This is a genomic window from Saccharothrix coeruleofusca (genome assembly GCF_017876325.1).
Classification (GTDB): domain Bacteria; phylum Actinomycetota; class Actinomycetes; order Mycobacteriales; family Pseudonocardiaceae; genus Actinosynnema; species Actinosynnema coeruleofuscum.
This window is the reverse complement of the sequence record NZ_JAGINV010000001.1, coordinates 2,075,603-2,097,328: the sequence shown is the minus strand read 5'-3', so window position 1 is coordinate 2,097,328 and position 21,726 is coordinate 2,075,603. Positions and strand designations below refer to the sequence as shown.

Sequence of the window (21,726 nt, the reverse complement as noted above, 5' to 3'; positions counted from 1 at the left end):
GGGGCGATCATGTTCACTCGCGCTCGTTGGTGGGGGTACCGATGGCTGAGAACCCGTTCAACCCGCCCGGCAGGCACCGAGCCGTCGCGCTGGTCCGCGAGTTCGCCACCCGACCGGAGCCGAAGGGCTACCCGACCACCCGCCGCACCCCGGTGCTGATCTTCACCGGCCCGAAGGGCTGCGGGAAGACCGCGCTGCTGGACGCGGTGGAGAGCCACCTCCGGGGCAAGGTGCCCTACGCGCGCGTGAACTGCGGCGCGCTCAAGAGCAGCACCGCGTGGGAGGTGCTGCCGCTGCTGGCCTTCGACCTCAACCGCAACTGCGCGGGCTACCGGGCGATCCCGTTCCCCCGCTTCGTCACCGCCCAGGTCGCCATCTCCGCGCAGGTCGACTCCCCCGGCCAGGCCGCGCGCCTGCGGGTCCGCGAGGCGCTGGAGAACGCCCGGCGGGTCGACCAGCTGCGCACCTTCCTGGACGAGCTCGCGCAGGACGTCAGCGGCGCGGTGCCCGCGGTGACCGGGGTGCCGGGGGCGGTCGCCGCCGCCCGGTACGCGTCGAAGCTGCTGCTGGAGGGCCTGGTGTCGTGGCGGCGGGGCCGTCGCGTCGTGCTCGGCGAGGGGCTGGAGTGGTACGGCTCCGGCAACCAGGCCTACGACGAGCTGGTCCGGCTCAACCTGCTCACCCGCGAGGACGCGACCGAGGCGGACCGCAAGGAGGCCACCGAGCTGCTGTGGGCGGCCTTCCTGGCCGACCTGCGGGCCGCGTTCGCCAAGGGGCGCGCCCGCACCTGGTCGATGAACTGCGTGCTGCTGCTGGACGACCTCGACAGCAGGCCGGGCAGGCTGCTCTACCGCGCGCTCGCCGACGCCCGCCGCGGCGAGCCCGACCCGCTGACCGCGGTGGCCACCAGCGCGGGCGGCGTGGCCTGGCACGTGGCGCCGGACGAGGAGATCCCGTTCGCCGAGGAGGGGAGCTACCAGGACTACCTGGAGCGCAGGCAGGGCGAGTACGAGAGCGACTCCTACCCGGTGGCGCTGCGCGACCTGACCTCGGACGAGGTCAGGGACATGGTCGCCGACGTCGCGGGGCCCCGGCTCAACGCGCGCCGCGCGGTCGCCGCCGAGGTCTACCGCTTCACCAGGGGCCACCCCGCCGCGACCGCCGTGGTCGTCAAGGCCGTCGGCGACAGCACCGGCGACACCCCGCCGCTGAAGCGGCTGCTGGCGGCGCGCTGGCGGGGACCGGTGGACGAGGAGCCGGTCACCGTCGGGGAGCGGCTGCTGCGGGAGCTGCTCGGCTCGCCGACGCCGGAACTGCTGGCCCGCTTGGAGACCTGCGCCGCCGCCAGGGACGTCGAGCAGGCCGACGAACTGGCGCGCAGCGGCCTGGTGCCGCGCCAGCACGGCGGTGTCGAACTCGTGCCCGCCGAGTTGCGGGTCCGCGATCCCGGCACCGGCCGCCAGGTCATGCTGCCCGCCCTGCGGCACCTGCTGCTGCGCCGCCTGGCCGCCGAGCCGCAGCGGTGGACGGCCGCGCACACCTGGTTGCGCGACAACGGCAGGGAGTCCGACCGCTCCTACCACGCGCTCGCGCTGCGGGACGTCGACGCGGTCGTGGAGGGGTTGCAGCGGCGATTACCCGACTCACGGGCGTGGTTCGCCGAGCTGGAGGCGGTCACCACCGCCCCCAACGACCTCGACACCGACGAGAGCGACCCCGCGCGGGTGCTGGCCGCGGCGGGCCGCACCGGTCCGGCGCAGGAGCCCGGTCGCACCACGGCCCGCGTCGTGGCGGCGCTGTGGATCGCGAACGACCCGCTGTCCACAGCGGACCGCGCGGAGCTCTACAACAGCGCGGCGTGGGACCTGCGGACGCTGGCCCAGCAGCCGGGTGTGGCGCGCAACGACTTCCTGAAAGCCGCCGCGCTGGTGGAGACCAAGGCCGAGGCGGGGGACACCGCCGTGCCGGGCCGCCCCCGGCGCCAGGTCACCGCTCGGGAGCAGGCGCCGCCCGACTTCACCCCTCCGGTCCCCAAGCGCGCGTTGCGCCGCAAGCGCGTCCGGCTGGTGGCGGTCGCCGCGGTGCTGGCGCTGGTGGTGGGCGCCGCGGTCGTCGTCGGGGTCAACCTGTTCACCCGCTGCGGCGCGGGCGTGCAGAACCGGGGCGGTGAGTGCGTCGGCGTCACCGACGGCTCGTACGTCTTCGACGACCGGCTCGCCGCGGTGCAGCGGCGGATCCTGGAGGAGAACCGGCGCGTGGAGGCGCTCCCGCACGTCACGGTCGCCCTGCTCACCCCGCTGCTGCCCACCGACGTGGGCAGCGTGACGTGGCAGCGGGTGCGCGCCCAGCTGGAGGGCGCCCACGTCGCCCAGCTGGCGGCGAACGAGGACAAGCGCGAGCCGAAGGTCCGGTTGCTGCTGGCCAACCCCGGCAGCGCGCAGCAGGAGTGGCGCGCGGTGGTGGACCAGCTGGTGGACTCGGCCGAGGCGCAGCGGCTGGTCGGGGTGATCGGGGTCGGCCAGAGCACCACCAACGCCCAGCAGACCGCCCGCGCGCTGTCCGCGGCGGGCATCCCCATGGTGGCCTCCGTGGTGACCGCCACCGGGTTCCACGTCGAGCCGCCCGCGCAGCCGGGCGAACCCGCCCGCTACCTCAAGGGTTTCGCCCGCGTCAGCTCCACCACCGGCAACCAGATCGCGGTGCTGTCGGACTACCTGGCCGAGCAGGGCGTCAGCAGGACCATGCTCGTCTACGACATCAACGAGGACGACCTGTACACCGGCACCCTCTACGACGAGTTCAAGGCGGCCGCGGCGGCGGGCAGGCTGTCCATCGCGGTGGAGAGCCGGTTCGACACCGAGGCGGCGCTGGACACCCAGTTCCGCGAGATCATGAAGGACCTGTGCGGCGACGGCGCCCCGGACACGGTGCTCTACGCGGGGCGGGCGGTGCTGCTCGACGACCTGATCGACAACCTGCGGCAGCGCGGGTGCGCGCGGGAGCGGCGCATCACCCTCGTCACCGGCTCCGACGCGTCGATGCTGCGCACCAGGCCGGACCTGCGCCCCAGGGAGGACCAGCCCGACTTGGCGGTGGTCTACACCCCGCACGTCGACCCGGACGCGGCGCGGAGGATGGGGATCACCGAGTTCGACCGGCTCACCGCCGAGTTCGAGCGGCTCGGCTTCGACACCGCCGACCTCGCCGACGGCTGGGGCGTCATGATGCACGACGCGATGCTGGCGACGACGGAGGCGATCAGCCGCTCCGCCATCGGGGCGAAACCGGGCGAGCTGCCCACCCGCCAGGGGGTGCGCGCCGCGCTGGAGCGCTCCGACCGCGAGCGCAACCAGGTGCTCGGCGCGGGCGGCGCCTTCACGCTGGACGCCACCACCGGCAACGCGGTCGGCCGCAGGCTGCCCGTCATCGAAGTCTCACCCGACGGGGCGTTCCACGTGAAGGCGATCATGCCGGTGCGCTGAGCCGCGCGGCAGCCGTCTCAGCTGGGCTCCGCTCTGGCCCGCACTGAAACTTTCTGCCACGATGTCGAAAGCTTTCGATCCGCCGCCTGGTCAACGAGGATCACGGAGGAAGCCAGTGAAGCACCTGCTCACACGCTTGATCGCACTCGTGGCGCTGACCGCCGGAGCGGCACTGCCCACCACCATCACCGCCACCGCCGCCCACGCCGAGACCGCCGCCGCGGTGCGCGTGATGCCGCTGGGCGACTCGATCACCGACGGCTTCAACGTGCCCGGCGGCTACCGCGTGGACCTGTGGCAGAAACTGGTCGGCGGCGGCTACAGCATCGACTTCGTCGGCTCGATGGCCAACGGTCCCGGCAGCCTCGGCGACCGCGACCACGAGGGGCACTCGGGCTGGACCATCGCCCAGATCGACAGCAACATCACCAACTGGCTGCGCACCCACAACCCGCAGACCATCCTGCTGCACATCGGCACCAACGACATGTACGGCGGCAACCCCGGCGGCGCGCCGTCGCGGCTGTCCACCCTGATCGACCGCATCACCACCCAGGCGCCCGAGGCGCACCTGTTCGTGGCCACGATCGTCCCGCTGTCCTTCGCCGACTCGACCGTCCGGACGTTCAACGCCGCGATTCGCCCGATCGTGCAAGCCAAGGCCGACGCGGGCAAGCGGGTGCACCTGGTGGACATGTACAGCGCGCTGACCACGGCCGACCTCGCCGACGGCGTTCACCCCAACGCGCGCGGCTACAGCAAGATGGCCACCACCTGGTACGACGCGCTGCGGTCGGTGCCCGGCAGCATCAGCGCGCCCTGAGCGCGTCGCGACAAGTCCGGCCACAGCGAGTTCGGCCACAGCGCGGTTGACCGCGCCTCACCGGTCGATCCCAGGGGTGCGGAGCGATCCGCGCCTACCGGATGAGTTCGACCGAGAGGACATCCCCATGGCACGGGCAGTGGGCATCACCGAGCGCGGCGGCCCCGAGGTGCTGGCCGTCGTCGACCGCGACGTGCGCGAACCGGGCGAGGGCGAGGTGCGCGTCGCCGTGCGCGCCGCGGCGGTCAACCCGACCGACGTCGGACTGCGCGAGCTGGGCACCCCGGACCTGCCGCCTCCGTGGGTGCCCGGCATGGACGCGGCGGGAACGGTGGAGAGCGTCGGCCCCGGCGTGCGGCGGCTGCGCGTCGGCGACGAGGTGATGGCGGTGGTCTCGCCGCGCCGCCCCGAGGGCGGGGCGCAGTCGGAACTGCTGGTCGTGCCGGAGGCGTCGGTCGTGCCGATCCCGGAGGGGGCCTCGCTGCCGCAAGCCGCGACGCTGCCGATGAACGGGCTCACCGCCCTGCTCGGCCTGGAACTGCTGGGCCTGCGGCCCGGCGACGTGCTCGCGGTGACCGGCGGGGCGGGGCTGCTCGCCTCGTACGTGATCCCGCTGGCCAAGCGGGCGGAGCTGGTGGTGGTCGCCGACGCCAAGCCCGAGGACGAGGAGCTGGTGCGCGGCTTCGGCGCCGACCACGTCGTCCCGCGCGGCGACGGGTTCGTCCAAGCGGTGCGCGAGCACGCCCCGGACGGCGCGGACGGCCTCTACGACACCGCGCTGCTGCACGAACGGGTGTTCGGCGCGATCCGGGACGGCGGCGGCATGGTGGTCGTCCGCGGCTGGCGGCCCGAGCGGACCGAGCGCGGGATCACCGTCCACCGGGTCATGGTGGGCGAGGCGCTGACCCGCACCGACTGGTTGGAGCGGCTGCGCGAGCTGGCTTCCTCCGGTCGGCTGCGGCTGCGCGTGGCGGGTGAGTACCCGCCCGAGCGAGCCGCCGAGGCGCACCGGCTGATGGAAGCGGGCGGCCTGCGCGGCCGAGCCGTCATCACCTTCTGACCCCACCACGTCGGCAAGTACTACCCGACGCCTCCGCGTGGGCCGCTGACCACTACCCGGTGTTCCGAACGCTCGGTTCGCGGACTGCCCCGGTCAGGGGGTGCGCTGCGCGAGGAACACGAATTCACGACCGGGGCGGTCGGGAGCCTCGCGCACGTCCCGCACCCGGTAGCCGTGCGCCACCAGGCTCGCTTCCACCTCAGCGCGGTCGCGGAAGCGCAGCGTCGAGTCCGAGGTGAGCACCTCGCCGTCGGGGAACCGGTAGGTCTGGCGGAAGGAGACCAGCGGCAGGCTCACGTCGGTGACCTCGCGGTGCTGCGCCACCGGTCCGATCCCCGGCACGTCGAGGGTGAGCCAGGCGGGATCGGCGGCCCAGTCCAGCCAGGCCCGGCGTTCGGGACGTCTGGTCTCGAACACGAGGTGGCCGCCGGGGCGAAGGGCGGCGCGGACCGCGCGCAGCGTCCGGGCCCACTCCTCGTCGGTGAGGAAGACCTGCGCCACGTTGCCCGTCATCACCGCCAGGTCGGCGGCGAGGGCGGGCACCGCGGTGGCGTCGCCGCGCACCCAGGTGATCCGCCCGGCCGGGTCCTTCGACCTCGCGATGTCCAGCGACGCCCCGGCCGGGTCGACGCCCACGACCTCGCGGCCGCTGCCCGCGAGCAGGACCGCCAGGCTCCCCGTGCCGCAGCCGACGTCGAGCACGCGCCGCGCGCCCAGCTCGTCGGCAATGCCGAGGTAGGCCGCCAGGTCGTCGCGCTCCCCGTCGAAGGCGTCGTAGACGGCCGCCAGGCGGGGGTGGGCGAAGATCGCGTCAGGCACGGTCGGCAGCCGGGAGCAGCCGGTAGACCGACACGTGCGAGCCGGATTCCCCGGTGAACTCCGCGCCCGCCCAGTCCGCGTGCCTGCTCTCCAGCTCGAACCCGGCCAGCTGGGCCATCAGGTCCATCTCGGCGGGCCAGATGTAGCGGTGCGGGCTGCGGAACAGACGTGCCTGCCTGCCCTCGCCGAAGCGGAAGTGGTGGGAGACCAGGTGCTGGTTGAGCACGTCGTAGGTGTCCAGTCCGATGTACCCGTCCTCGGTGTGCCAGACCGTGGCCCGCTGCCCCGGCGGGAGCGTGCGCAGGTCCGGCACCCCCAGCTCGACGACGAACCGGCCGCCGGGCACGAGGTGACGTGCCGCGTTGCGGAAGCACTCGACCTGCTCGGCCTGGGTCAGCAGGTTGGAGATGGTGTTGTAGACGAGGTAGACCAGGGTGTGCTCGCCCGGCGCGGTGGCGGTGGCCATGTCGCCGACGACCACCGGCACGGTTGCCTCGTCCACCTTCTCGCGCAACTGGGCGATCATCGGGCGGGACAGCTCGATGCCCGCCACGGGCACGCCGCGCTCCGCCAGCGGGACGGCGACCCGACCGGTCCCGATGGCGAACTCCAGCGCTCGGCCGCCACCGGCGAGTTCGGCGAGGCGGTCGACCATCGGTGTCAGGACCTCGGGGGCGAACACGCCCGTGCCGGGGGTGTCGTAGTTCTCGGCCGCTTCGACGTCCCAGATCTCGTCCTGGCGCATGGCGCCGATCCTGGTGCCGGGCGCGCGTCCGCGTCCAACGGTTATCGACGCGGGCCCGATCAGCCCTCTGTTAACCTCGCCCGCGATGGCTGCCACTCCCCCGTCCTCCCGACGCCTGCCGTTCGTGGTGGCCTTGGCCGCGCTCGTCTTCGTCGTCGACCAGGCGACGAAGTTCTGGGCCGAGTCCGCGCTCTCCGACGGTCGGCGCATTCCGCTGATCGGCGACTTCCTGCGGTTCCGGCTGCTCTACAACCCCGGTGCGGCGTTCTCCATCGGCACCGGCGCGACGTGGGTGTTCACCGTGCTGGCCGCGGTGGCGGTGGTCGTGCTGGTCCGCATGGCGACCCGGCCGCAGCCTCGGGGCTGGCCGCTGGCGCTGGGCCTGCTGCTGGGCGGTGCGACCACCCACCTGTGCGACCGGCTGTTCCGCGCCCCCGGATTCGCGCGGGGGCACGTCGTCGACTTCATCGACTACAACGGCTGGTTCGTCGGCAACGTCGCCGACATCGCGCTGACGGTCGGCGCGGGCGTGCTCGTCCTGCTCAGCCTGGTCCCGCGAGCCGAACACCGGTGACCCCCGCCCGCCGCGGCCAGGCGATGTCCACGGCCCGCGCGAGCACCGCGTCCAGCATCGCCTCGGTGAGCACACCGGTGTTGGTGTTCTGCCTGCTGGGGTGGTAGCTGCCCAGCAGCACCAGCCCCGAGTCCAGGCGGTGTTCGACACCGTGGCCGAACCGCGGCTTGGGCCGCGCCCCGGCCCACCGCGCCACGGCGTCCCACGCGAACCCGCCCAACGCCACCAGCACCCGCAACTCGGCCAGCGCCGCCACCTCCTCCGACAGGTGCGCCAGGCAGGTGTCCCGCTCGACGGGCGTCGGCCGGTTGCCCGGTGGGGCGCAGCGCACCACCGACCCCGCCCACGCCCCCTCCAGGCGCAGCCCGTCGCCGCGGTGCCGGGAGGTCGGCTGGTTGGCCAGCCCGGCCCGGTGCAGGGCGCGCACCACCCAGTCCCCGGTGGGGTTGCCGGTGAAGGCGCGACCGGTGCGGTTGCCGCCGTGCGCGGCGGTGGCCAACCCCAGCACGCAGATCCGCGCGCGCGGGTCACCGAAGCCGGGCACCGGTCGGGCCCAGTACCTCTCCCCCGCGTGCCGGGCCGGTGGCGCGTCGGCGACCTCCCGGCGCCACCGGACCAGCCTCGGGCACAGCGCGCACGACGCGATGCGCTCGCCGACGCGGGTCAGCGCGATCGCCCCGTCCTCCGATCCGGTCACGGATGACAGTGCACCACGACCGGCGGGCGGCTGCCCGCGAGGTCGCGGCTACGCCCCGTTCGAGGTCCGCCGGTCGCGGGCGTGCGGGACACCTCTGACCAGCGCGAGCAGGTCGTCGTGCAGCAGGCCGTTGGTGGCCAGGACCGTCCCGTCGCCGCTGAGCACCGGGTCGCCGTTGAGGTCCGTGATCCGACCGCCCGCCTCCCGCACGATGACGGGCAGCGGGGCCAGGTCCTCGTAGCCCACCGGCGCTCCGGCGACCACGAACGCGTCGAGCTCACCCGCCACCAGGCAGGCGGTGTCGCCGAGCGGGAGGAGGAAGACCTCGCGGTGCAGGGCGAGCAGCAACTGCTCCGACCACGTGCCGGGGTTGGCCGCCGCCGTCCGGGCACCGCCGAGCACGGCCCGGTCGCTGACCCGCACGGGCACCACCCGCGCACCGACCGACCGCAGGCAACCGCGCCCGCGGCCCGCGAACGTGGTCCGCCCGGTGACCGGCTCGTGGATGACGCCGACGGCGGGGCCGTGCTCGTCCTCGACCGCGAGCGTCGTGCTGAACAGCGGGATTCCGCGCGCGAAGCAGTAGGTGCCGTCGATCGGGTCGATCACCCAGCGGCGGCCCGAGGTGCCCTCGCTCGCACCGCCCTCCTCGCCGTGGACCCCGTCGTCGGGGACCTGCCTGGCGAGTTCCGCCCGGATCAGCTCCTCCACGGCCGCGTCGGCCTCGGTGACCTCGCTGCCGTCCGGCTTGAGCGAGACCCGCGCTCCACCGCCGAAGAACCGCTCGGCGGCCAGCGCGCCCGCCCGCTCGGCCAGGTCGACGGCGAAATCCAGGACTTCCCGGTCCACAGGTGGAGCACCGCTGGGGCTCATACCGAGGGGACGCGCGGGCGGTCGCCGGGTTGCCACCACGGGCAAGGGGTCAGGCGTCACCCGTGCGCACGGCGGTGATCACCTTCGTGGCGTAGCGCGCCGTGAAACCTCCGCCCACCTCGTCGACAGCGGCCCCGACGGCTTCCAGCACCCGCGCCAGCCCGTCCGCCGGGAGCCGGGTGAAGACACCGGAGGTGGGCAACTGGTCCAGCCACTCGTCACGGGTGTAGGTCCGCTCCCAGTCGAACCGCCACCGCTCGGGCGCGCCGAACCCGCCCGCTGCCCGCATCCCGTCGGCGGCCCGGTCGAGCAGCGCCTCGTACGCCTCCTCCCGCCGCGTCGCCCGCGGGTCGAGCGGCAGGTCGGGCAGCGCTTGCCGGTAGGCCGCGGCCAAGGCGTCGGTCACCTCGGCGGGCAGCTCGAAGGCGTGCCAGAACGCGGCCAGCCTGCCGCCGGGGCGCAGCACCCCCACCGCCTTGGCCGCGCCCGCGACCGGGTCCACCCAGTGCCACGCCTGCCCGGCGACGACCGCGTCGAACCGCCGGGCTCCGGCGTCCCAGTCCTCGAACGTCGCCACCTCGACCGCGATCCCGCCGCGCCGCGCGAACTCCGCCATCCGCGCGTCGGGCTCGACGCCCAGCACGTGGCAGCCCGCGTCGCGGAACTGCCGGGCCGCTATGCCGGTGCCGCAGCCGACGTCGAGCACGGCTTTCCCCGGACTGGCGGTGACCACGCGCCGCACCAGCGCCTCGGGATAGGGCGGGCGGGTCCGGTCGTAGCGCTCGGCGTCCACCCCGAAGGACTCCGCCATCCCCCGCTGCCGGTGCGGTTCGGGGGGAGGGGACTGCTCAGGAGGTAAAGTGGGCATGTGCCCACCCTAGTGGGCACATGCCCACTCGACAACGGGCTGGCTCACGAGGAGGGAACACGGTGCCGACCGGGGTGGCCATCCGCGATGTCCGCGAGCAGCTGTTCGGCGCCGCCGAGCGCGTCCTGCTCCGGGCCGGGCCCAGCGCGCTGACCAGCCGGGCGGTCACCGAGGAGGCGGGCTGCGCCAAGGGCGTGCTGCACCGGCACTTCACCGACTTCGACGCCTTCCTCGCCGAGTTCGTGCTCGACCGCGCGCGCCTGCTCGACGCCGGGGCCGCCGACCTGCGCGAGCGCGTGGGCACCGGGACCGTCGTGGACAACCTCGCCGAGTTCCTGCCCGCCCTGTTCGGCTCGGTCGCGGTGGCCGTCGTCCCCCTGATCACCTTCCGGGACGAGCTGCGCGCCCGACTGCGCCGGACCTGGCCCGCAGGCGTCCCCGTGCTGACCGAGGCCGTGGGGATGATCGCCGCCTACCTCACCGCGGAGCGCGATCTGGGCCGCATCGCCGCCGACGCCGACGTCGACGGCCTCGCCCCCGCCTTGATCGGGGCCGCGCACCTGCTGTTCGCCGACCGGACCGGCACCGCGCCGACCGCGCAAGCCGTCCGCCGGACGGTCGTCACCGTCATCGGCGGCGCGGTACGCGATCCGCGCTGACTCCTGACCACCACTCGAGGCGGCGTCGCAGGCGTGCCCGTCCAACACTCCCCCGGCTCCGCCCGTGGAGTGTTGGATGGGGAGCATGAGCAACGTCGAGGTCGATCCCGTCGAACTGGTGTGCGCGCACCGGCCCGGCACCGCGACCGTGCTGGAGCCGCGCGAGGTCCCGCTGGGCGGGCCGCGCGCCATGCGGGTCCGCCGGACCCTGCCGCAGCGGGAGCGGTCGCTGATCGGCGCGTGGTGCTTCGCCGACCACTACGGGCCGAACGAGGTGTCCGCCACCGGCGGCATGGACGTCGCACCGCACCCGCACACCGGTCTGCAGACCGCCAGCTGGCTGTTCAGCGGCGAGATCGAGCACCGCGACAGCCTGGGCACCCACTGCCTGATCCGCCCCGGCGAGCTGAACCTGATGACCGGCGGCCACGGCATCGCGCACTCCGAGGTCTCCACGCGGGCCACCACCACGCTGCACGGCGTGCAGCTGTGGATCGCGCTGCCCGACGCGCACCGGAACACCGCCCGCGACTTCCACCACCACGTCCCGGAGGTGGTCGGACCGCCGGGAGCCCGCCTCCGCGTCTTCCTGGGCAGCCTCGCGGGCAGCACCTCCCCCGTGCCGACCTTCACCCCGCTGCTGGGCGCCGAGATCACCCTGGACGAGGGCGCACGCCTGGCGCTCGACGTCGACCCGTCCTTCGAGCACGGCGTCCTGCAGGACACCGGGTCCACCACCGTCGGCGGCGCCGAACTGCGGGGCGGCCAACTGGCCTACCTCGCGCCGGGCCCCGCGCGGTGGGAGCTGGTCAACACCGGCCGTGGCCCGGCGCGGGTGCTCCTGCTCGGCGGCACGCCGTTCACCGAGGAACTGGTCATGTGGTGGAACTTCGTGGCGCGCAGCCACGAGGAGATCGCCGCCTACCGCGAGGAGTGGCAGGCCGGGTCCGCGCGGTTCGGCCGGGTGGAGGGCTACCGCGGCCGGACGGCCCGCCTGCCCGCGCCCGCGCTGCCGCACGCCCGCATCCGGCCCCGCCGCAACCCGCCCGCGTCCGACGCCCCTCGTCCCTGAGCGCCGCGCCGGTCCCGGTCAGGGGGCGCAGGCCGCGGTCAGCGCCGCGACCTGGTCGGCCTTGACCCGCACCCACTCGGCGGGCCTGCCGACCAGGTCCTGCACCGTCACCTCGCGCAAGGTGGTGGCGAGGGCGGCGATGGCCTCGTTCACCGTCGTGTCGGCGGCCCGCGAGGCCAGGTCGGTCAGCGTGACCGCGGCGTCGTGCGCCTGGTCCACGGCCCGTTCCGGTGCGGCGGTGTCGAGGGCGGCCGTGGCCCCGGCCAGGGCGTCCGCGCACACCTGGACGGTCGTCGCGGTGTCGGCCACGGCGTTCGCCGTGTCGGCGGCTTCCTGGACCGCGCCGCAGGCGCTCATGGCGACGACCGCCGTGCAGGCGGCGGCGATGGCGGTGAGACGGATCGGGGTGCGCATGGTGGGTCCTCCCGGTTCTCCAGCGAACCGGAGGTCTCCCCTACCACCGGTGGCCGGTGGCGCCGTGACCGAACCGCTGCCGAGCGGTCGTAATGACGATCACGGGCTGGGTGGGTACTCCCCTCCGCACCTCCAGGTTGGCAAGACACCGCCCTGCTGTCAAGCGAGCCGCGTCCTCGCGGGATGTCGTCGGTTCCCGAGGTCGCGCGGGTTACAGTGCCGCGCATGAGCGAGACGCGGAGATCCGCTTCGGGCGACGTCAAGGTCGTCGCGCAAGCCGCCCTGCTGCCCTTCGGCACCGGGTTGACCGTCCTGGACGGCTACGTGCTGCTGGGCGTCGGCGGCGTGTTCCTCTCCCTCTTCGCCGTCGTGATCTTCCTGACCGCCTGGCGGTCGCAGAAGAAAGCGTTCTGCTCCCCCGAGGTCTCCACGAGGGCCGTGATCACCCTCGCCGTGTGCGTCGCGGTGCTGGCGCTGATCCTCGTCGGGATGACCTGAGGCCACCCCGACGAGGTCTCTCACGGGATGCGCGCCACGCCGCCGTAGCCGAGCGGGGCCGCCACGCTCTTCTGCTCGACGAGGTTGTCCGGACGCCAGTCCGGCAAGCGGACCAGACCCGGCTCGACCAGGTCCGCGCCCTCGAACCAGCGGAGGATCTCGGCGTGCGTGCGCACGTGCACGTACTCGTCCGCCGCGGCGTAGGCGTCCACCAGCCTGCCCACCTCGGCCTGGAGCTCGGGGGCGGCCTGCTCGCTGGCGATGTGCGAGATCGCCAGGAAGCTGCCGGGCGCCAGCCGCTCCCGGTAGGCCGCGATCAGCTCGGCGGGCCGGTCCTCGTCGGAGATGAACAGCAGCACGCCGACCATCAGCAGCGCGACCGGCTGGGAGAAGTCGATCAGCCGCCGGGTGTCGGGGTGCTCCAGGACCTTCTCCGGCGCGCGGATGTCGGCCTGGATGATGGTGGCGAACGGGTGGCCCGCCAGCAGCTGCTTGGCGTGGGCGTAGGCGACCGGCTCGTAGTCGACGTACACCACGCGGCACGCCGGGTCGGTCTGCGCGGCGATCTCGTGCACGTTGCCCACGGTGGGGATGCCCGAGCCCAGGTCGAGGAACTGGCGGATGCCCTGGTCGAGGCAGAACTCGACCACTCGGCGCAGGAACGACCGGTTGAGCCGGGTGACCGCGGGCACCGAGGGCGCGATCCGCAGCACCTGGTCGGCGAACTCGCGGTCCACCGCGAAGTTGTGGGCGCCGCCGAGGAAGTAGTCGTAGGCGCGGGCGGCGGAGGGCACGCTGAGGTCGACGTCGCTGCGTGGCTCGGAGGGTGAGGAGGGCACGGGCGCTGAACCTTCCGGGGACGGGGTGGTGCGGGTCACCCACCTTAGGACGCGCGGTGCGCCCCGAGGCGCTCAGGGCTGCCCGGCGTGGTCCAGGCGGCGCACCAGTTCGTCGTCCAGCTCCAGCTCCAGCGCGCCCAGGCACTCGTCGAGCTGGGCCACCGAGCTGACGCCCAGCACCGGCAGCACCGGCGGGTCGCCGCGCAGCAGCCAGGCCAGGACCACCTGGTTGCGGGTCGCGCCCAGCTCGTCGGCCACCTCGGCGAGCACCGCCAGCCTGCGGGTGCTGTCGGCGTGGTCGTACTGGTCGGGCAGCGGCCGGTCGACGCGGGTGTAGGCGCCCGACAGCAGCACCGAGTAGCCGAGCACCGCCAGGTCGGGCTCTTCGCGCGCGTAGTCCAGCAGCTCGTCGCTGATGTGCGGGTTCACGCCGAACTCCGCGCCCGGTCGCGGTCGCAGGTAGGTGTGGCGCTGCTGGACGCAGGTGAAGCGGGGCAGCCCGGCGGCACTGGCGATCTCGCGCGCTGCCGCGACCCGCCAGGCCGCGTGGTTGCTGCACCCCACCACCCGCACCAGCCCTTCGGTCACCAGCGAACCGAAAGCGGCCGCGGTGGCTTCCAGGGGCGTGCGGCGGTCCTCGATGTGCGCGTAGTAGACGTCCAGGTGGTCGGTGCCCAGGCGGCGCGCGCTCGCGGCGAACCCGGCCCGGACCACCGCGTGGGACAGCCCTTCCGCGTGTCGCGGCCAGGCCGCCCCCGGCGGGTCGGGCAGGGCGCCGACCTTGGTGGCCAGCACGACCCGGTCCCTGGCCCGGCGGGAGGCCAGCCACCGGCCCAGCAGCTCCTCGCTCTCCGCGCCCGTGCCTCCTGCCACCCAGAACGCGTAGGTGTTGGCGGTGTCGATGAACGTGCCCCCCGCTTCGGTGAACCGGTCGAGGATCGCGAACGCGCTCCGCCGGTCGACCTTCGTGCCGAAGTGCATGGTGCCCAGGCACAGCGCGCTCACCGCGAGTCCGCCACCCGCACCGGCCAAGGTCCGCAGCTCCACATCAGCCTCCGCTCTGTCCGTGTGCGGACGACGGTAGGCGCGGGCGGTCCGGTCCTATGATCCATTCGCGTGACGGAATCCCGGACCAATCTGGCGTGGGAGGTACTGCTCGACCTCACCGGCTCGGGTGCCAAGCACGAGCGGCTGACCCGCGCGCTGCGGGCGGCGATCCGCTCGGGGCGGCTGCCCACGGGCAGCGCGCTGCCGCCCAGCCGCGCCCTGGCCGCCGACCTGAGCTGCTCGCGCTGGGTCGTCACGCAGGCGTACGGGCAGCTGACCGCCGAGGGGTACCTGCGGACGCGGGTGGGGTCTGCCACCAGGGTCCGCTGGACCCCGGACACCGACACCGCGCTCCCCGACGCCGACGGCCCGCCGGTCCCGCCGCCGCGCTTCGACCTCACCCCCGGCCTGCCCGACCTGAGGGCCTTCCCGCGCGCCCGGTGGGGTGCGGCGGTCCGCGACCGCGCCCGCCGGACCCCGTTCTCGGACCTGGGCTTCCCGCCGCCGGGAGGGCACGCCGAGCTGCGCCGGGTGCTGGCCGAGCACCTGCGCCGCGGCCGGGGCGCCGTGGCCGACGCGGACGCGGTCGTGGTCGCCACCGGCGTCACCGACGGCGCAGCCCGGCTGTTCCGGGCGCTGCGCGCCGAGGGGATCGCCCACCTGGCGGTCGAGGACCCCGGCTGGCCGCGGCTGCACCACGTGGCGCGGGAGGCCGGGCTGACCGTCATGCCGGTGCCGGTGGACGAGCACGGCATCCGGGTGGCCGAGCTGGACCGCGTCCCGGAGGTGCGGGCGGTGCTCACCACGCCCGCCCACCAGTTCCCGACCGGGGTCGCGCTCACCGCGCGGCGGCGCACCGCGCTCGTGGAGTGGGCGCGCCGCGTGGACGGCGTGGTGGTGGAGGACGACTACGACGCCGAGTTCCGCTACGACCACCGCCCGCTCGGCGCGGTGCAGGGGATGTGCCCGGAGCGGGTGGTGCTGCTCGGCTCGGTCAGCAAGACCCTCTCCCCCGCCCTGGGCATCGGCTGGGTGCTGGCCGCGCCGCGGTGGCGACGCGCGCTGCGGACCAGCGGCACCGCCCGCTCCGGCCCGCCCGTGCTGGACCAGCTGGCGTTCGCCGACCTGGTGCGCACCGGCGGCTACGACCGGCACCTGCGGTCGGCGCGGCAGCGCTACCGGGCCCGCAGGGCCGCCCTGCTCGCCGCGTTGCGCGCCCGGTTGCCGGGGTGCCGGGTCACCGGGTCGGCCGCGGGGCTGCACCTGGTGGTGCACCTGGGGGACGGCGTCGACGCTTCGGGCGTCGTGGCGGCGGCGGGCGCGCGGGGCCTGGCCGTGGTCGACCCGCGCGTCTACCGCGTGTCCTGCCGGGAACCCGCGGACGGCCTCGTCCTCGGCTACGGCAACCTCGCCGACGGGGCGGTCGAGGAGGCGGTGGCCGTGCTCGCCGCGGCTGTGGCCGACAGCCGCCCCGACCGCGCGGGGCGGCCGGGAGGCCGTTGAGCAGGCGGTGGCGGCCCATCCGGTGGCCGCCTACCCGGTGACGGCCCGCTCCGCGCCGTCCAGCTCCTCCAGCCGCCGCAGCAGCCGCTCGGCGTCCTCGTCGCGCTCCAGGTCCCGGTACAGCGCCAGCGCCTCCCGCCACACCGCACGGGCCTCGTCGCGCAGGCCGAGGGCGGCGAGGGGCAGCCCCACGTGGTCGAGGGCGCCCGCGACCATCGCGGGCGGTGGCGTGGTCGCCGAGCCGGGCCTCGTACCAGCCCACCTGGTCGAGGGAACGCGCTTGCCGCACCGGCTGTCCCAGCTCGCGGTAGAGGTCCAGGGCGTGGCGGGCGTGCTCCAGCGCCCGCCGGTCATCGCCCCGCCACTCCCGGACCAGCGCCAGCAACCGGTGGGTGTGCCCGCGCTGGAGGGGGTCGTTCTGCCGCTCGGCCAGCGCGAGGGCCTGGTCCAGGTGCCCGATGGCCTCCTCGTGGCGCCCGAGGTCGGCGCAGGAGTGGCCGAGGGTCCGGTGGGCTCGGCCTCGGCCCTGGCGGCGAGGATGCCCAGCGCCAGCGGGAAGCCGTCGCACAACGCGATCAGCTCGTCCACCGCCTCCCGCTCGGCGGTCACCCGCCCGGCGCCGAGCCTGCCGGTCAGCAGGGCGCGGGCCTCCTCGTCGGTCAGCACGTCAAGGTGCAGCTGGTGGGCGCCGTGCCCGGTGACCAGGCCCGGCAGCCGGTGGCGGCTGGTGACCAGCACGGCGCAGCGGCTCCCGCCGGGCAGCAGCGGGACGACCCGGGCGGTGTCGGCGGCGTTGTCCAGCACGACCAGCACCCGCTTGTCCGCCACCAGGCTGCGGAACAGCGCGGCCCTGGCGTGCGGGTCGGCGGGCACACGGCCGGGCGCGACCCCCCAGGGCGTCGAGGAACCCGCGCAGCGCCACCTCGGGTGGCATCGGCGCGCTGTCCGGGCTGAACCCGCGCAGGTCCACGAACAGCTGACCGTCGGGGAACCGCCCGGCGTGCCGGTGCGCCCAGGTCACCGCCAGCCAGGTCCTGCCGATGCCGCCCGCGCCGTCGCGCGGCGCGGCGGGGTGCACGGCGTCCAGCCGGGCCAGCTCGGCCGTGCGCCCGGTGAACAACCGCGGCGCGGCGGGCAGCTGACGCGGCACCGGGACGCCCGCCCGCGCGGGCGGTCAGCTCGGGTAGCAGCGCGTCGTGCCGCCCGAGCCGCAGGGCGAGGTCCACCCGGTCGGTGTCGGCGGCGAACCGCTCCCGCTCCAGCCCCTCGCGCAGCTCGGCCAGCCACGGCGTGTCCAGGCAGGCGAAGGCCGCACCGCGCCACAGCCCGACCGCCCGCTCCAGCAGCTCCAGCGCCTTCGCCCGGTCGGACTCGGCACGGGCGCGGACCACCAGGTCGCGGAACACGTGCAGGTCGACCTGCCCCAGGTCCACCAGCAGGGCGTAACCGCCGCCGCGCCGCCGGATCTCCACGCCGCTGCCCGCCAGCGACCGCCGCAGCCGCGACACGTAGCTGCTGACCACGCCCCGTGCCCGGTGCGGCGGGCGGTCCGCCCACACGCGGTCGAGCACCTGCTCGACGCCGACCACCCGGTTGGCCTCGGCCAGCAGCACCGCCAGGACGCACCGCTGCCGGTCGTGCCCGAGGTCGACCGGCGTGCCGTCGACCCACGCCTCGACCTGGCCCAGCACCCGTAATCGCGTGGACATGACCTGACCGTAGCGCCCGCGCAGTCCTGCCGCGTTCCAGCGGCAGAACCGGAGCGGCGGTCGTCCCCTCCCGCCTGCGCGAGCACCGCCGCAGCTCAGTCCATTGAGGACGTAGTACTCGGTCGTCCTCTTAGGACAGGCCGGACATCGTCACCTCACTGAAGGAGGTCACCTCCGGGAGCGGGCCGGTGTCCGGAGCAAGCGGGAGGCCAGCGCGGTGAAGCCGGCGGAACGCCGGTTCCGGGCAGGCAGGCCGCCCGCGACGGCGTCGGCGATGAGCGAGCCCACCGTCTCCCTGGCGCAGGCCCGGTTGGCCCCGATGCCGCCGCTGGCCCCACGCTTGATCCAGCCGACGACGTAGGTGCCCGGCAGTCCCCGCACGCGCCCGGCGGAGTGCGGGACGGTGCCGGTGCGCTCGTCGAAGGGCAGGCCGAGCAACGGCTTCCCGCGTTGGCCGACCGCCCGGACGAGCAGCCCAGCCGCGATCTCGACCTCGCCGGACGGGCCGGTGGCGCGCAGCCCGCGCACCCGGTCGTCGCCGACGACCTCCACGGGCTCGGAGTGGAAGCGCAGCACGACGCGCCGCTTTCCGGGCGCGGGCGGGGCGGACCAGTCGACGGCGCGCCGCGTGAGGCCGCGCAGCAGCCCCGCCTTGTCCGCGGGCGCGGCGGCGTCGATGGCCCGCAGCGCGCGGTGGTCCTCGGCGTCGACCACCACTTCGACGCCGTCCCGCTCGATGAGGGCGAGCAGTTCCGACCTGGTGCAGGCGGCGGCCTCCGGGCCGCGCCGCCCCAGCAGCACGATCTCGCGGACCTCGCTCGCCCGCAACCGGGCCAGTGCGTGCGGCGCGATGGCGGTGCCCGCCAGCGCGGCCGGATCGGCGGTGAGGACGCGGGCCACGTCCAGGGCGACGTTGCCGTTGCCCACCACGACCACGCGCCCGGCCGACAGGTCCACCGCGTCGGCGGGCACCTCGGGATGGCCGTTGTACCAGGCCACCACGGTCGTGGCGGCGAGGCTGCCCGGCAGGTCCTCGCCGGGCACGCCGAGCGCGCGGGGCGAGGGCGCACCGACGGCGTAGACCACCGCGTCGTGCCGCGCCGCCAACTCCTCGGGGGTGACGTCCCGGCCCACCTCCACGCCCAGTCGCAGGCGCAGCCGGGGGTGGTCGTGGAAGCGGGCGAAGCTCTCGCCGATCTTCCGCGTCGCCGGGTGGTCGGGCGCCACGCCGTAGCGGACCAGGCCGCCCGCGGCCGGCAGGCGGTCGATGAGGGTGACCCTGGCGTTGGTGTGCAGCAGCAGGTCCTGCACGGTGTACATGCCCGCGGGCCCGGAGCCCACCACCGCCACGTCCAGCGGCGCGAAGTCGGCGGGGATCGCGCGGGCGAACACCGGTGGCCCCCAGGCGTGGAAGTTCGGCGCGGGGTCGGCCGCTTCCGCGATCGGGTCGCGGTCGGCGTAGTAGTCGGCGTTGAGCCGCGCGTAGGTCTTGAGCGGCCCGGTCAGCGCGTCCACGGGGAGGATCGCGTCGACGGGGCAGGCGTCCGCGCACGCGCCGCAGTCGATGCAGGCCCGCGGGTCGACGTGGAGCATCTCGGTGGTGCCGAAGTCCGGCTCGCCCGGCGCGGGGTGGATGCAGTTGACCGGGCAGACCGCCACGCAGGAGGCGTCGCCGCAGCAGTTCTGGGTGATCGCGAAGGCCATGGCCGCTCAGATCAGGTTGGCGCGCTTGTAGAACCAGGTCGCCGCCCTGGTGAGCAGACCGGCGGAGGCGAGGAAGTCCATCAGTCCCGCGCAGCTGGACCGCAGCATCGACTTGTGGTGCTCGTTGGCCCTGGCCTCGCGCAGCGCCCGTGCGGTGTCGAGCCCGGCGTTGGCGTAGACCTTGGCGCTCACCATGTTGGTGACGATGCAATAGGCGGCCATGGCCACCACCAGTGCGTTGAACCGCCTGCGCAGCGGACCCGCTCCACGCAGCCGCTCCCTGGTCTCCGCGCGGGCGAACTTCATGTGCCGCGACTCCTCGACCACGTGGATGTTGTTGATGGTGCGCACGAAGGGCGCCACCCGCTCGTCGCGCATCCAGTCCCGCTGCATGACGTCGAGGACCTCCTCGGCGACCAGGATCGCCGCGTAGGCGGCCTCCCCTCGGGCGAGGGTCTTGAACGCGCGGCCCAGTTCGACCGCGAGCCTGCGCGGCCGGTAGGCGGGAGCGCCCAGCTTCGCGGCGCCGCGCGCGAACATGATGGAGTGCCTGCACTCGTCGGCGACCTCGGTCAGCGCCCACTGGAAGGCCGGGTCGGTCGGGTCCTTGGCGTAGAAGTCCCGCAGCACCATCTGCTGCAGGATCATCTCGAACCAGATGCCGGTGCAGGCGACCGAGGCCGCCTCCTGGCGGGTCAGCTCGCGCTGCTGCTCGGGGGTCATCTCGGCCCAGTAGGACGTCCCGTACAGCGTGCTCCACTCCGGACTCGTGCCGTGGTGGCGCGGGTCGAGCGGGGTGTGCCAGTCGACTTCGCGGACCGGGTCGTAGGACAGCGCCCGCGACGAGTCCAGCAACCTGCGCGCCATCGCCCGGCGCTCGGACGCGCCCGCTCGGTCGTGGGTGTCGGCACTGGTCATGACGGCTCCCTGAATTAATGTTACCTGCCGTAACAGTTACCTAAGGTAACATCAATCATCCGTTCGCGCACCACCCGTCGCACAGCGGGCGGGCGCTCCGCCGGGGGTTGACGCGCACCGGGCGCGTTGGCATGGTCTGAACCAGTTGGTGAGAGCGCTCTCAGCACCTGTTCGGGCGCGCGCGGCCATCAGCCCCGCGCGCCCCCCCTGCGAACGGAGGTACGCGAGCTCATGGCAACGTTGACACGAGTCGTCGCGGTCGCCGCGCTGCTGATCGGCACGGCCACCGCGCAAGCCCCCGCGGCCGGGGCCGCCCCCGAGCCGTCCCCCCAGCTGTCCCCCGGCCTGGTCTCCGCCATGCGGACGGCGTTCGGGCTGACCGAGCAGCAGGCCCTCACCCGGATCGCGAGAGAGGCCAGGGCCACCCAGCTCGCCCCCGCCGCCCAAGCGGCGGCGGGCAGCGCCTTCGCCGGGAGCTGGTTCGACCAGGACAGCGGCGAGCTCGTGGTCGCGGTGACCGACCACGCCGCCGCCGAGCGCGTGCGGGCCCGCGGCGCACGGGCGCACCTGGCGCCCAGGACCGCCGCCGAGCTGGACGCGGTGCAGGACAAGGTCGACGCGCTGTCGGCCGCGGGCGGCGTCCCCACCGCGGTGTCCAGCTGGCACCCCGACCCGCGCACCGGCGAACTGGTGGTCAACGTCCAGGAGGGCGAGCAGCCCTCCGAGGTGGCCCGGTTCCTGGACCGCGCCAAGGAGTTCGGCCCGATCCGGGTCAACACCGAGGGGGTCGCGGCGCCGGTGCCGTTCGCCGCGGGCACCGTCGGCGGCGACCCGTACTACACCGGCAACGTCCGGTGCTCGATCGGCTTCTCCGTGCACGGCGGCTACGTCACCGCGGGCCACTGCGGACGGCCCGGCTCCCAGGTCTACGGCTGGGACCGCTCCTGGCAGGGCGAGTTCGTCGGGTCGTCCTTCCCCGGCAACGACTACGCGTGGGTGCGCACCGGCGGCGGCTGGTGGAACGTGCCGGTGGTGCTCGGCTGGGGCAAGGTGAGCGACGCGCTGGTGCGCGGCTCCTGGGAGGCGCCGGTGGGCACCTCGGTCTGCCGCTCCGGGTCGACGACGCAGTGGCACTGCGGTGTGATCCAGAGCCGCAACGAGACCATCCACTACGCCGAGGGCGACGTGCACCAGATGGCGGGCACCAGCGTGTGCGCCGAGGGCGGTGACTCGGGCGGCTCGTTCATCACCGGCGACCAGGCCCAGGGCGTGACCTCCGGCGGGTACGGCAACTGCTCGTCGGGCGGGCGGACCTGGTTCCAGCCGATCAACGAGATCCTGTCCACCTACGGCCTGACCCTGCTCACGGCCTGATCACGTGTCCGGGGTGGTCCTCGTCGTCGGGGACCACCCCGGACCGTA

20 protein-coding genes and 1 pseudogene are annotated in these 21,726 nt (G+C 74.5%); 9 read left to right on the top strand and 12 right to left on the bottom strand.

Going from position 1 to position 21,726, the window contains the following annotated elements; all coding sequences use genetic code 11:
• Positions 1–41 precede the first annotated feature (41 nt).
• From JOF41_RS09750 to JOF41_RS09740, 3 genes are all read left to right on the top strand, one after another.
• A complete protein-coding gene (locus JOF41_RS09750) occupies positions 42–3,482 on the top strand; it encodes a hypothetical protein (RefSeq protein WP_209617970.1) in 3,441 nt (1,146 codons plus the stop codon).
• Between the two features lie 136 nt (positions 3,483–3,618).
• Positions 3,619–4,305 (top strand): SGNH/GDSL hydrolase family protein, encoded by a 687-nt coding sequence (locus tag JOF41_RS09745; RefSeq protein WP_229796152.1) that lies wholly within the window; start codon positions 3,619–3,621, stop codon positions 4,303–4,305.
• Between the two features lie 127 nt (positions 4,306–4,432).
• Positions 4,433–5,365 carry a quinone oxidoreductase family protein gene (locus tag JOF41_RS09740; protein ID WP_209617968.1) on the top strand — a complete coding sequence of 311 codons (933 nt, stop codon included), beginning with the start codon at positions 4,433–4,435 and terminating at the stop codon, positions 5,363–5,365.
• A 93-nt stretch (positions 5,366–5,458) separates the two neighbouring features.
• On the opposite strand, the gene JOF41_RS09735 is transcribed toward JOF41_RS09740, so the two are convergent.
• Together JOF41_RS09735 and JOF41_RS09730 are read right to left on the bottom strand one after the other, a co-directional pair.
• Positions 5,459–6,184 (bottom strand): class I SAM-dependent methyltransferase, encoded by a 726-nt coding sequence (locus JOF41_RS09735; RefSeq protein ID WP_209617966.1) that lies wholly within the window; start codon positions 6,182–6,184, stop codon positions 5,459–5,461.
• Positions 6,177–6,929 carry a class I SAM-dependent methyltransferase gene (locus JOF41_RS09730; protein WP_209617964.1) on the bottom strand — a complete coding sequence of 251 codons (753 nt, stop codon included), beginning with the start codon at positions 6,927–6,929 and terminating at the stop codon, positions 6,177–6,179. The genes JOF41_RS09735 and JOF41_RS09730 overlap by 8 nt, the downstream gene beginning before the upstream one ends.
• Positions 6,930–7,014: 85 nt before the next feature.
• Between JOF41_RS09730 and lspA the strand changes: the two genes are divergently transcribed.
• Positions 7,015–7,503 carry a signal peptidase II gene (lspA, locus tag JOF41_RS09725; RefSeq protein ID WP_189226310.1) on the top strand — a complete coding sequence of 163 codons (489 nt, stop codon included), beginning with the start codon at positions 7,015–7,017 and terminating at the stop codon, positions 7,501–7,503.
• Here the strand turns inward: lspA and JOF41_RS09720 are convergent.
• The 3 genes from JOF41_RS09720 to JOF41_RS09710 form a co-directional block, all read right to left on the bottom strand.
• Positions 7,472–8,200 (bottom strand): uracil-DNA glycosylase, encoded by a 729-nt coding sequence (locus tag JOF41_RS09720; RefSeq protein WP_209617962.1) that lies wholly within the window; start codon positions 8,198–8,200, stop codon positions 7,472–7,474. The genes lspA and JOF41_RS09720 overlap by 32 nt on opposite strands.
• Positions 8,201–8,248: 48 nt before the next feature.
• Complete coding sequence (locus tag JOF41_RS09715) at positions 8,249–9,049, bottom strand: inositol monophosphatase family protein (protein WP_209617960.1); 801 nt, start codon at positions 9,047–9,049, stop codon at positions 8,249–8,251.
• Positions 9,050–9,122: 73 nt separating this feature from the next.
• The gene (locus tag JOF41_RS09710; RefSeq protein WP_209617958.1) at positions 9,123–9,884 is read right to left on the bottom strand and encodes a class I SAM-dependent methyltransferase; all 762 of its coding nucleotides are present in this window, start codon (positions 9,882–9,884) and stop codon (positions 9,123–9,125) included.
• 119 nt (positions 9,885–10,003) lie between these two features.
• Between JOF41_RS09710 and JOF41_RS09705 the strand changes: the two genes are divergently transcribed.
• Positions 10,004–10,600 carry a TetR/AcrR family transcriptional regulator gene (locus JOF41_RS09705; RefSeq protein WP_209617955.1) on the top strand — a complete coding sequence of 199 codons (597 nt, stop codon included), beginning with the start codon at positions 10,004–10,006 and terminating at the stop codon, positions 10,598–10,600.
• A gap of 85 nt (positions 10,601–10,685) precedes the next feature.
• Entirely contained in the window at positions 10,686–11,672 is a 987-nt protein-coding gene (locus JOF41_RS09700; RefSeq protein ID WP_189226399.1) for a pirin family protein, read from the top strand.
• An 18-nt stretch (positions 11,673–11,690) separates the two neighbouring features.
• Here the strand turns inward: JOF41_RS09700 and JOF41_RS09695 are convergent, their stop codons facing one another.
• Complete coding sequence (locus tag JOF41_RS09695; RefSeq protein ID WP_189226314.1) at positions 11,691–12,086, bottom strand: bacteriophage spanin2 family protein; 396 nt, start codon at positions 12,084–12,086, stop codon at positions 11,691–11,693.
• Between the two features lie 225 nt (positions 12,087–12,311).
• On the opposite strand from JOF41_RS09695, the gene JOF41_RS09690 reads away from it, so the two are divergent.
• A complete protein-coding gene (locus tag JOF41_RS09690; RefSeq protein WP_189226315.1) occupies positions 12,312–12,584 on the top strand; it encodes a hypothetical protein in 273 nt (90 codons plus the stop codon).
• A gap of 20 nt (positions 12,585–12,604) precedes the next feature.
• On the opposite strand, the gene JOF41_RS09685 is transcribed toward JOF41_RS09690, so the two are convergent.
• Positions 12,605–13,423: an SAM-dependent methyltransferase gene (locus JOF41_RS09685; protein WP_189226316.1), complete on the bottom strand. Its 819-nt coding sequence runs from the start codon at positions 13,421–13,423 to the stop codon at positions 12,605–12,607.
• Positions 13,424–13,495: 72 nt separating this feature from the next.
• The gene (locus JOF41_RS09680) at positions 13,496–14,470 is read right to left on the bottom strand and encodes an aldo/keto reductase (RefSeq protein ID WP_229796154.1); all 975 of its coding nucleotides are present in this window, start codon (positions 14,468–14,470) and stop codon (positions 13,496–13,498) included.
• A gap of 69 nt (positions 14,471–14,539) precedes the next feature.
• Here JOF41_RS09680 and pdxR point away from each other — a divergent pair, with 69 nt between their 5' ends.
• On the top strand, positions 14,540–15,973 hold the full coding sequence (gene pdxR, locus JOF41_RS09675) for a MocR-like pyridoxine biosynthesis transcription factor PdxR (protein WP_209617952.1): 1,434 nt from the start codon (positions 14,540–14,542) through the stop codon (positions 15,971–15,973).
• Positions 15,974–16,334: 361 nt separating this feature from the next.
• Here pdxR and JOF41_RS38190 read toward each other — a convergent pair.
• The 4 genes and pseudogenes from JOF41_RS38190 to JOF41_RS09660 form a co-directional block, all read right to left on the bottom strand.
• Positions 16,335–16,541, bottom strand: a pseudogene (locus JOF41_RS38190) (tetratricopeptide repeat protein); the annotation flags it as partial.
• A 91-nt stretch (positions 16,542–16,632) separates the two neighbouring features.
• Positions 16,633–17,682 (bottom strand): AfsR/SARP family transcriptional regulator, encoded by a 1,050-nt coding sequence (locus tag JOF41_RS38790; protein WP_504739834.1) that lies wholly within the window; start codon positions 17,680–17,682, stop codon positions 16,633–16,635.
• 168 nt (positions 17,683–17,850) lie between these two features.
• Positions 17,851–19,386 carry an FAD-dependent oxidoreductase gene (locus tag JOF41_RS09665; protein ID WP_209617949.1) on the bottom strand — a complete coding sequence of 512 codons (1,536 nt, stop codon included), beginning with the start codon at positions 19,384–19,386 and terminating at the stop codon, positions 17,851–17,853.
• A 6-nt stretch (positions 19,387–19,392) separates the two neighbouring features.
• Positions 19,393–20,304, bottom strand: coding sequence for an AurF N-oxygenase family protein (locus tag JOF41_RS09660; protein ID WP_189226319.1), 912 nt, complete (start codon positions 20,302–20,304; stop codon positions 19,393–19,395).
• A gap of 231 nt (positions 20,305–20,535) precedes the next feature.
• Between JOF41_RS09660 and JOF41_RS09655 the strand changes: the two genes are divergently transcribed.
• A complete protein-coding gene (locus JOF41_RS09655) occupies positions 20,536–21,678 on the top strand; it encodes a S1 family peptidase (RefSeq protein ID WP_189226320.1) in 1,143 nt (380 codons plus the stop codon).
• The last annotated feature ends 48 nt before the right edge of the window (positions 21,679–21,726 follow it).

Bases quoted from the DNA above. Each gene is read 5' to 3' on its own strand.
- JOF41_RS38790 (WP_504739834.1), bottom strand. From the start codon at position 17,682: ATGTCCACGCGATTACGGGTGCTGGGCCAGGTCGAGGCGTGGGTCGAC.
- JOF41_RS09750 (WP_209617970.1), top strand. From the start codon at position 42: ATGGCTGAGAACCCGTTCAACCCGCCCGGCAGGCACCGAGCCGTCGCG.
- JOF41_RS09660 (WP_189226319.1), bottom strand. From the start codon at position 20,304: ATGACCAGTGCCGACACCCACGACCGAGCGGGCGCGTCCGAGCGCCGG.
- JOF41_RS09665 (WP_209617949.1), bottom strand. From the start codon at position 19,386: ATGGCCTTCGCGATCACCCAGAACTGCTGCGGCGACGCCTCCTGCGTG.
- JOF41_RS09690 (WP_189226315.1), top strand. From the start codon at position 12,312: ATGAGCGAGACGCGGAGATCCGCTTCGGGCGACGTCAAGGTCGTCGCG.
- JOF41_RS09740 (WP_209617968.1), top strand. From the start codon at position 4,433: ATGGCACGGGCAGTGGGCATCACCGAGCGCGGCGGCCCCGAGGTGCTG.
- JOF41_RS09655 (WP_189226320.1), top strand. From the start codon at position 20,536: ATGGCAACGTTGACACGAGTCGTCGCGGTCGCCGCGCTGCTGATCGGC.
- lspA (WP_189226310.1), top strand. From the start codon at position 7,015: ATGGCTGCCACTCCCCCGTCCTCCCGACGCCTGCCGTTCGTGGTGGCC.
- JOF41_RS09695 (WP_189226314.1), bottom strand. From the start codon at position 12,086: ATGCGCACCCCGATCCGTCTCACCGCCATCGCCGCCGCCTGCACGGCG.
- JOF41_RS09710 (WP_209617958.1), bottom strand. From the start codon at position 9,884: ATGGCGGAGTCCTTCGGGGTGGACGCCGAGCGCTACGACCGGACCCGC.
- JOF41_RS09730 (WP_209617964.1), bottom strand. From the start codon at position 6,929: ATGCGCCAGGACGAGATCTGGGACGTCGAAGCGGCCGAGAACTACGAC.
- JOF41_RS09700 (WP_189226399.1), top strand. From the start codon at position 10,686: ATGAGCAACGTCGAGGTCGATCCCGTCGAACTGGTGTGCGCGCACCGG.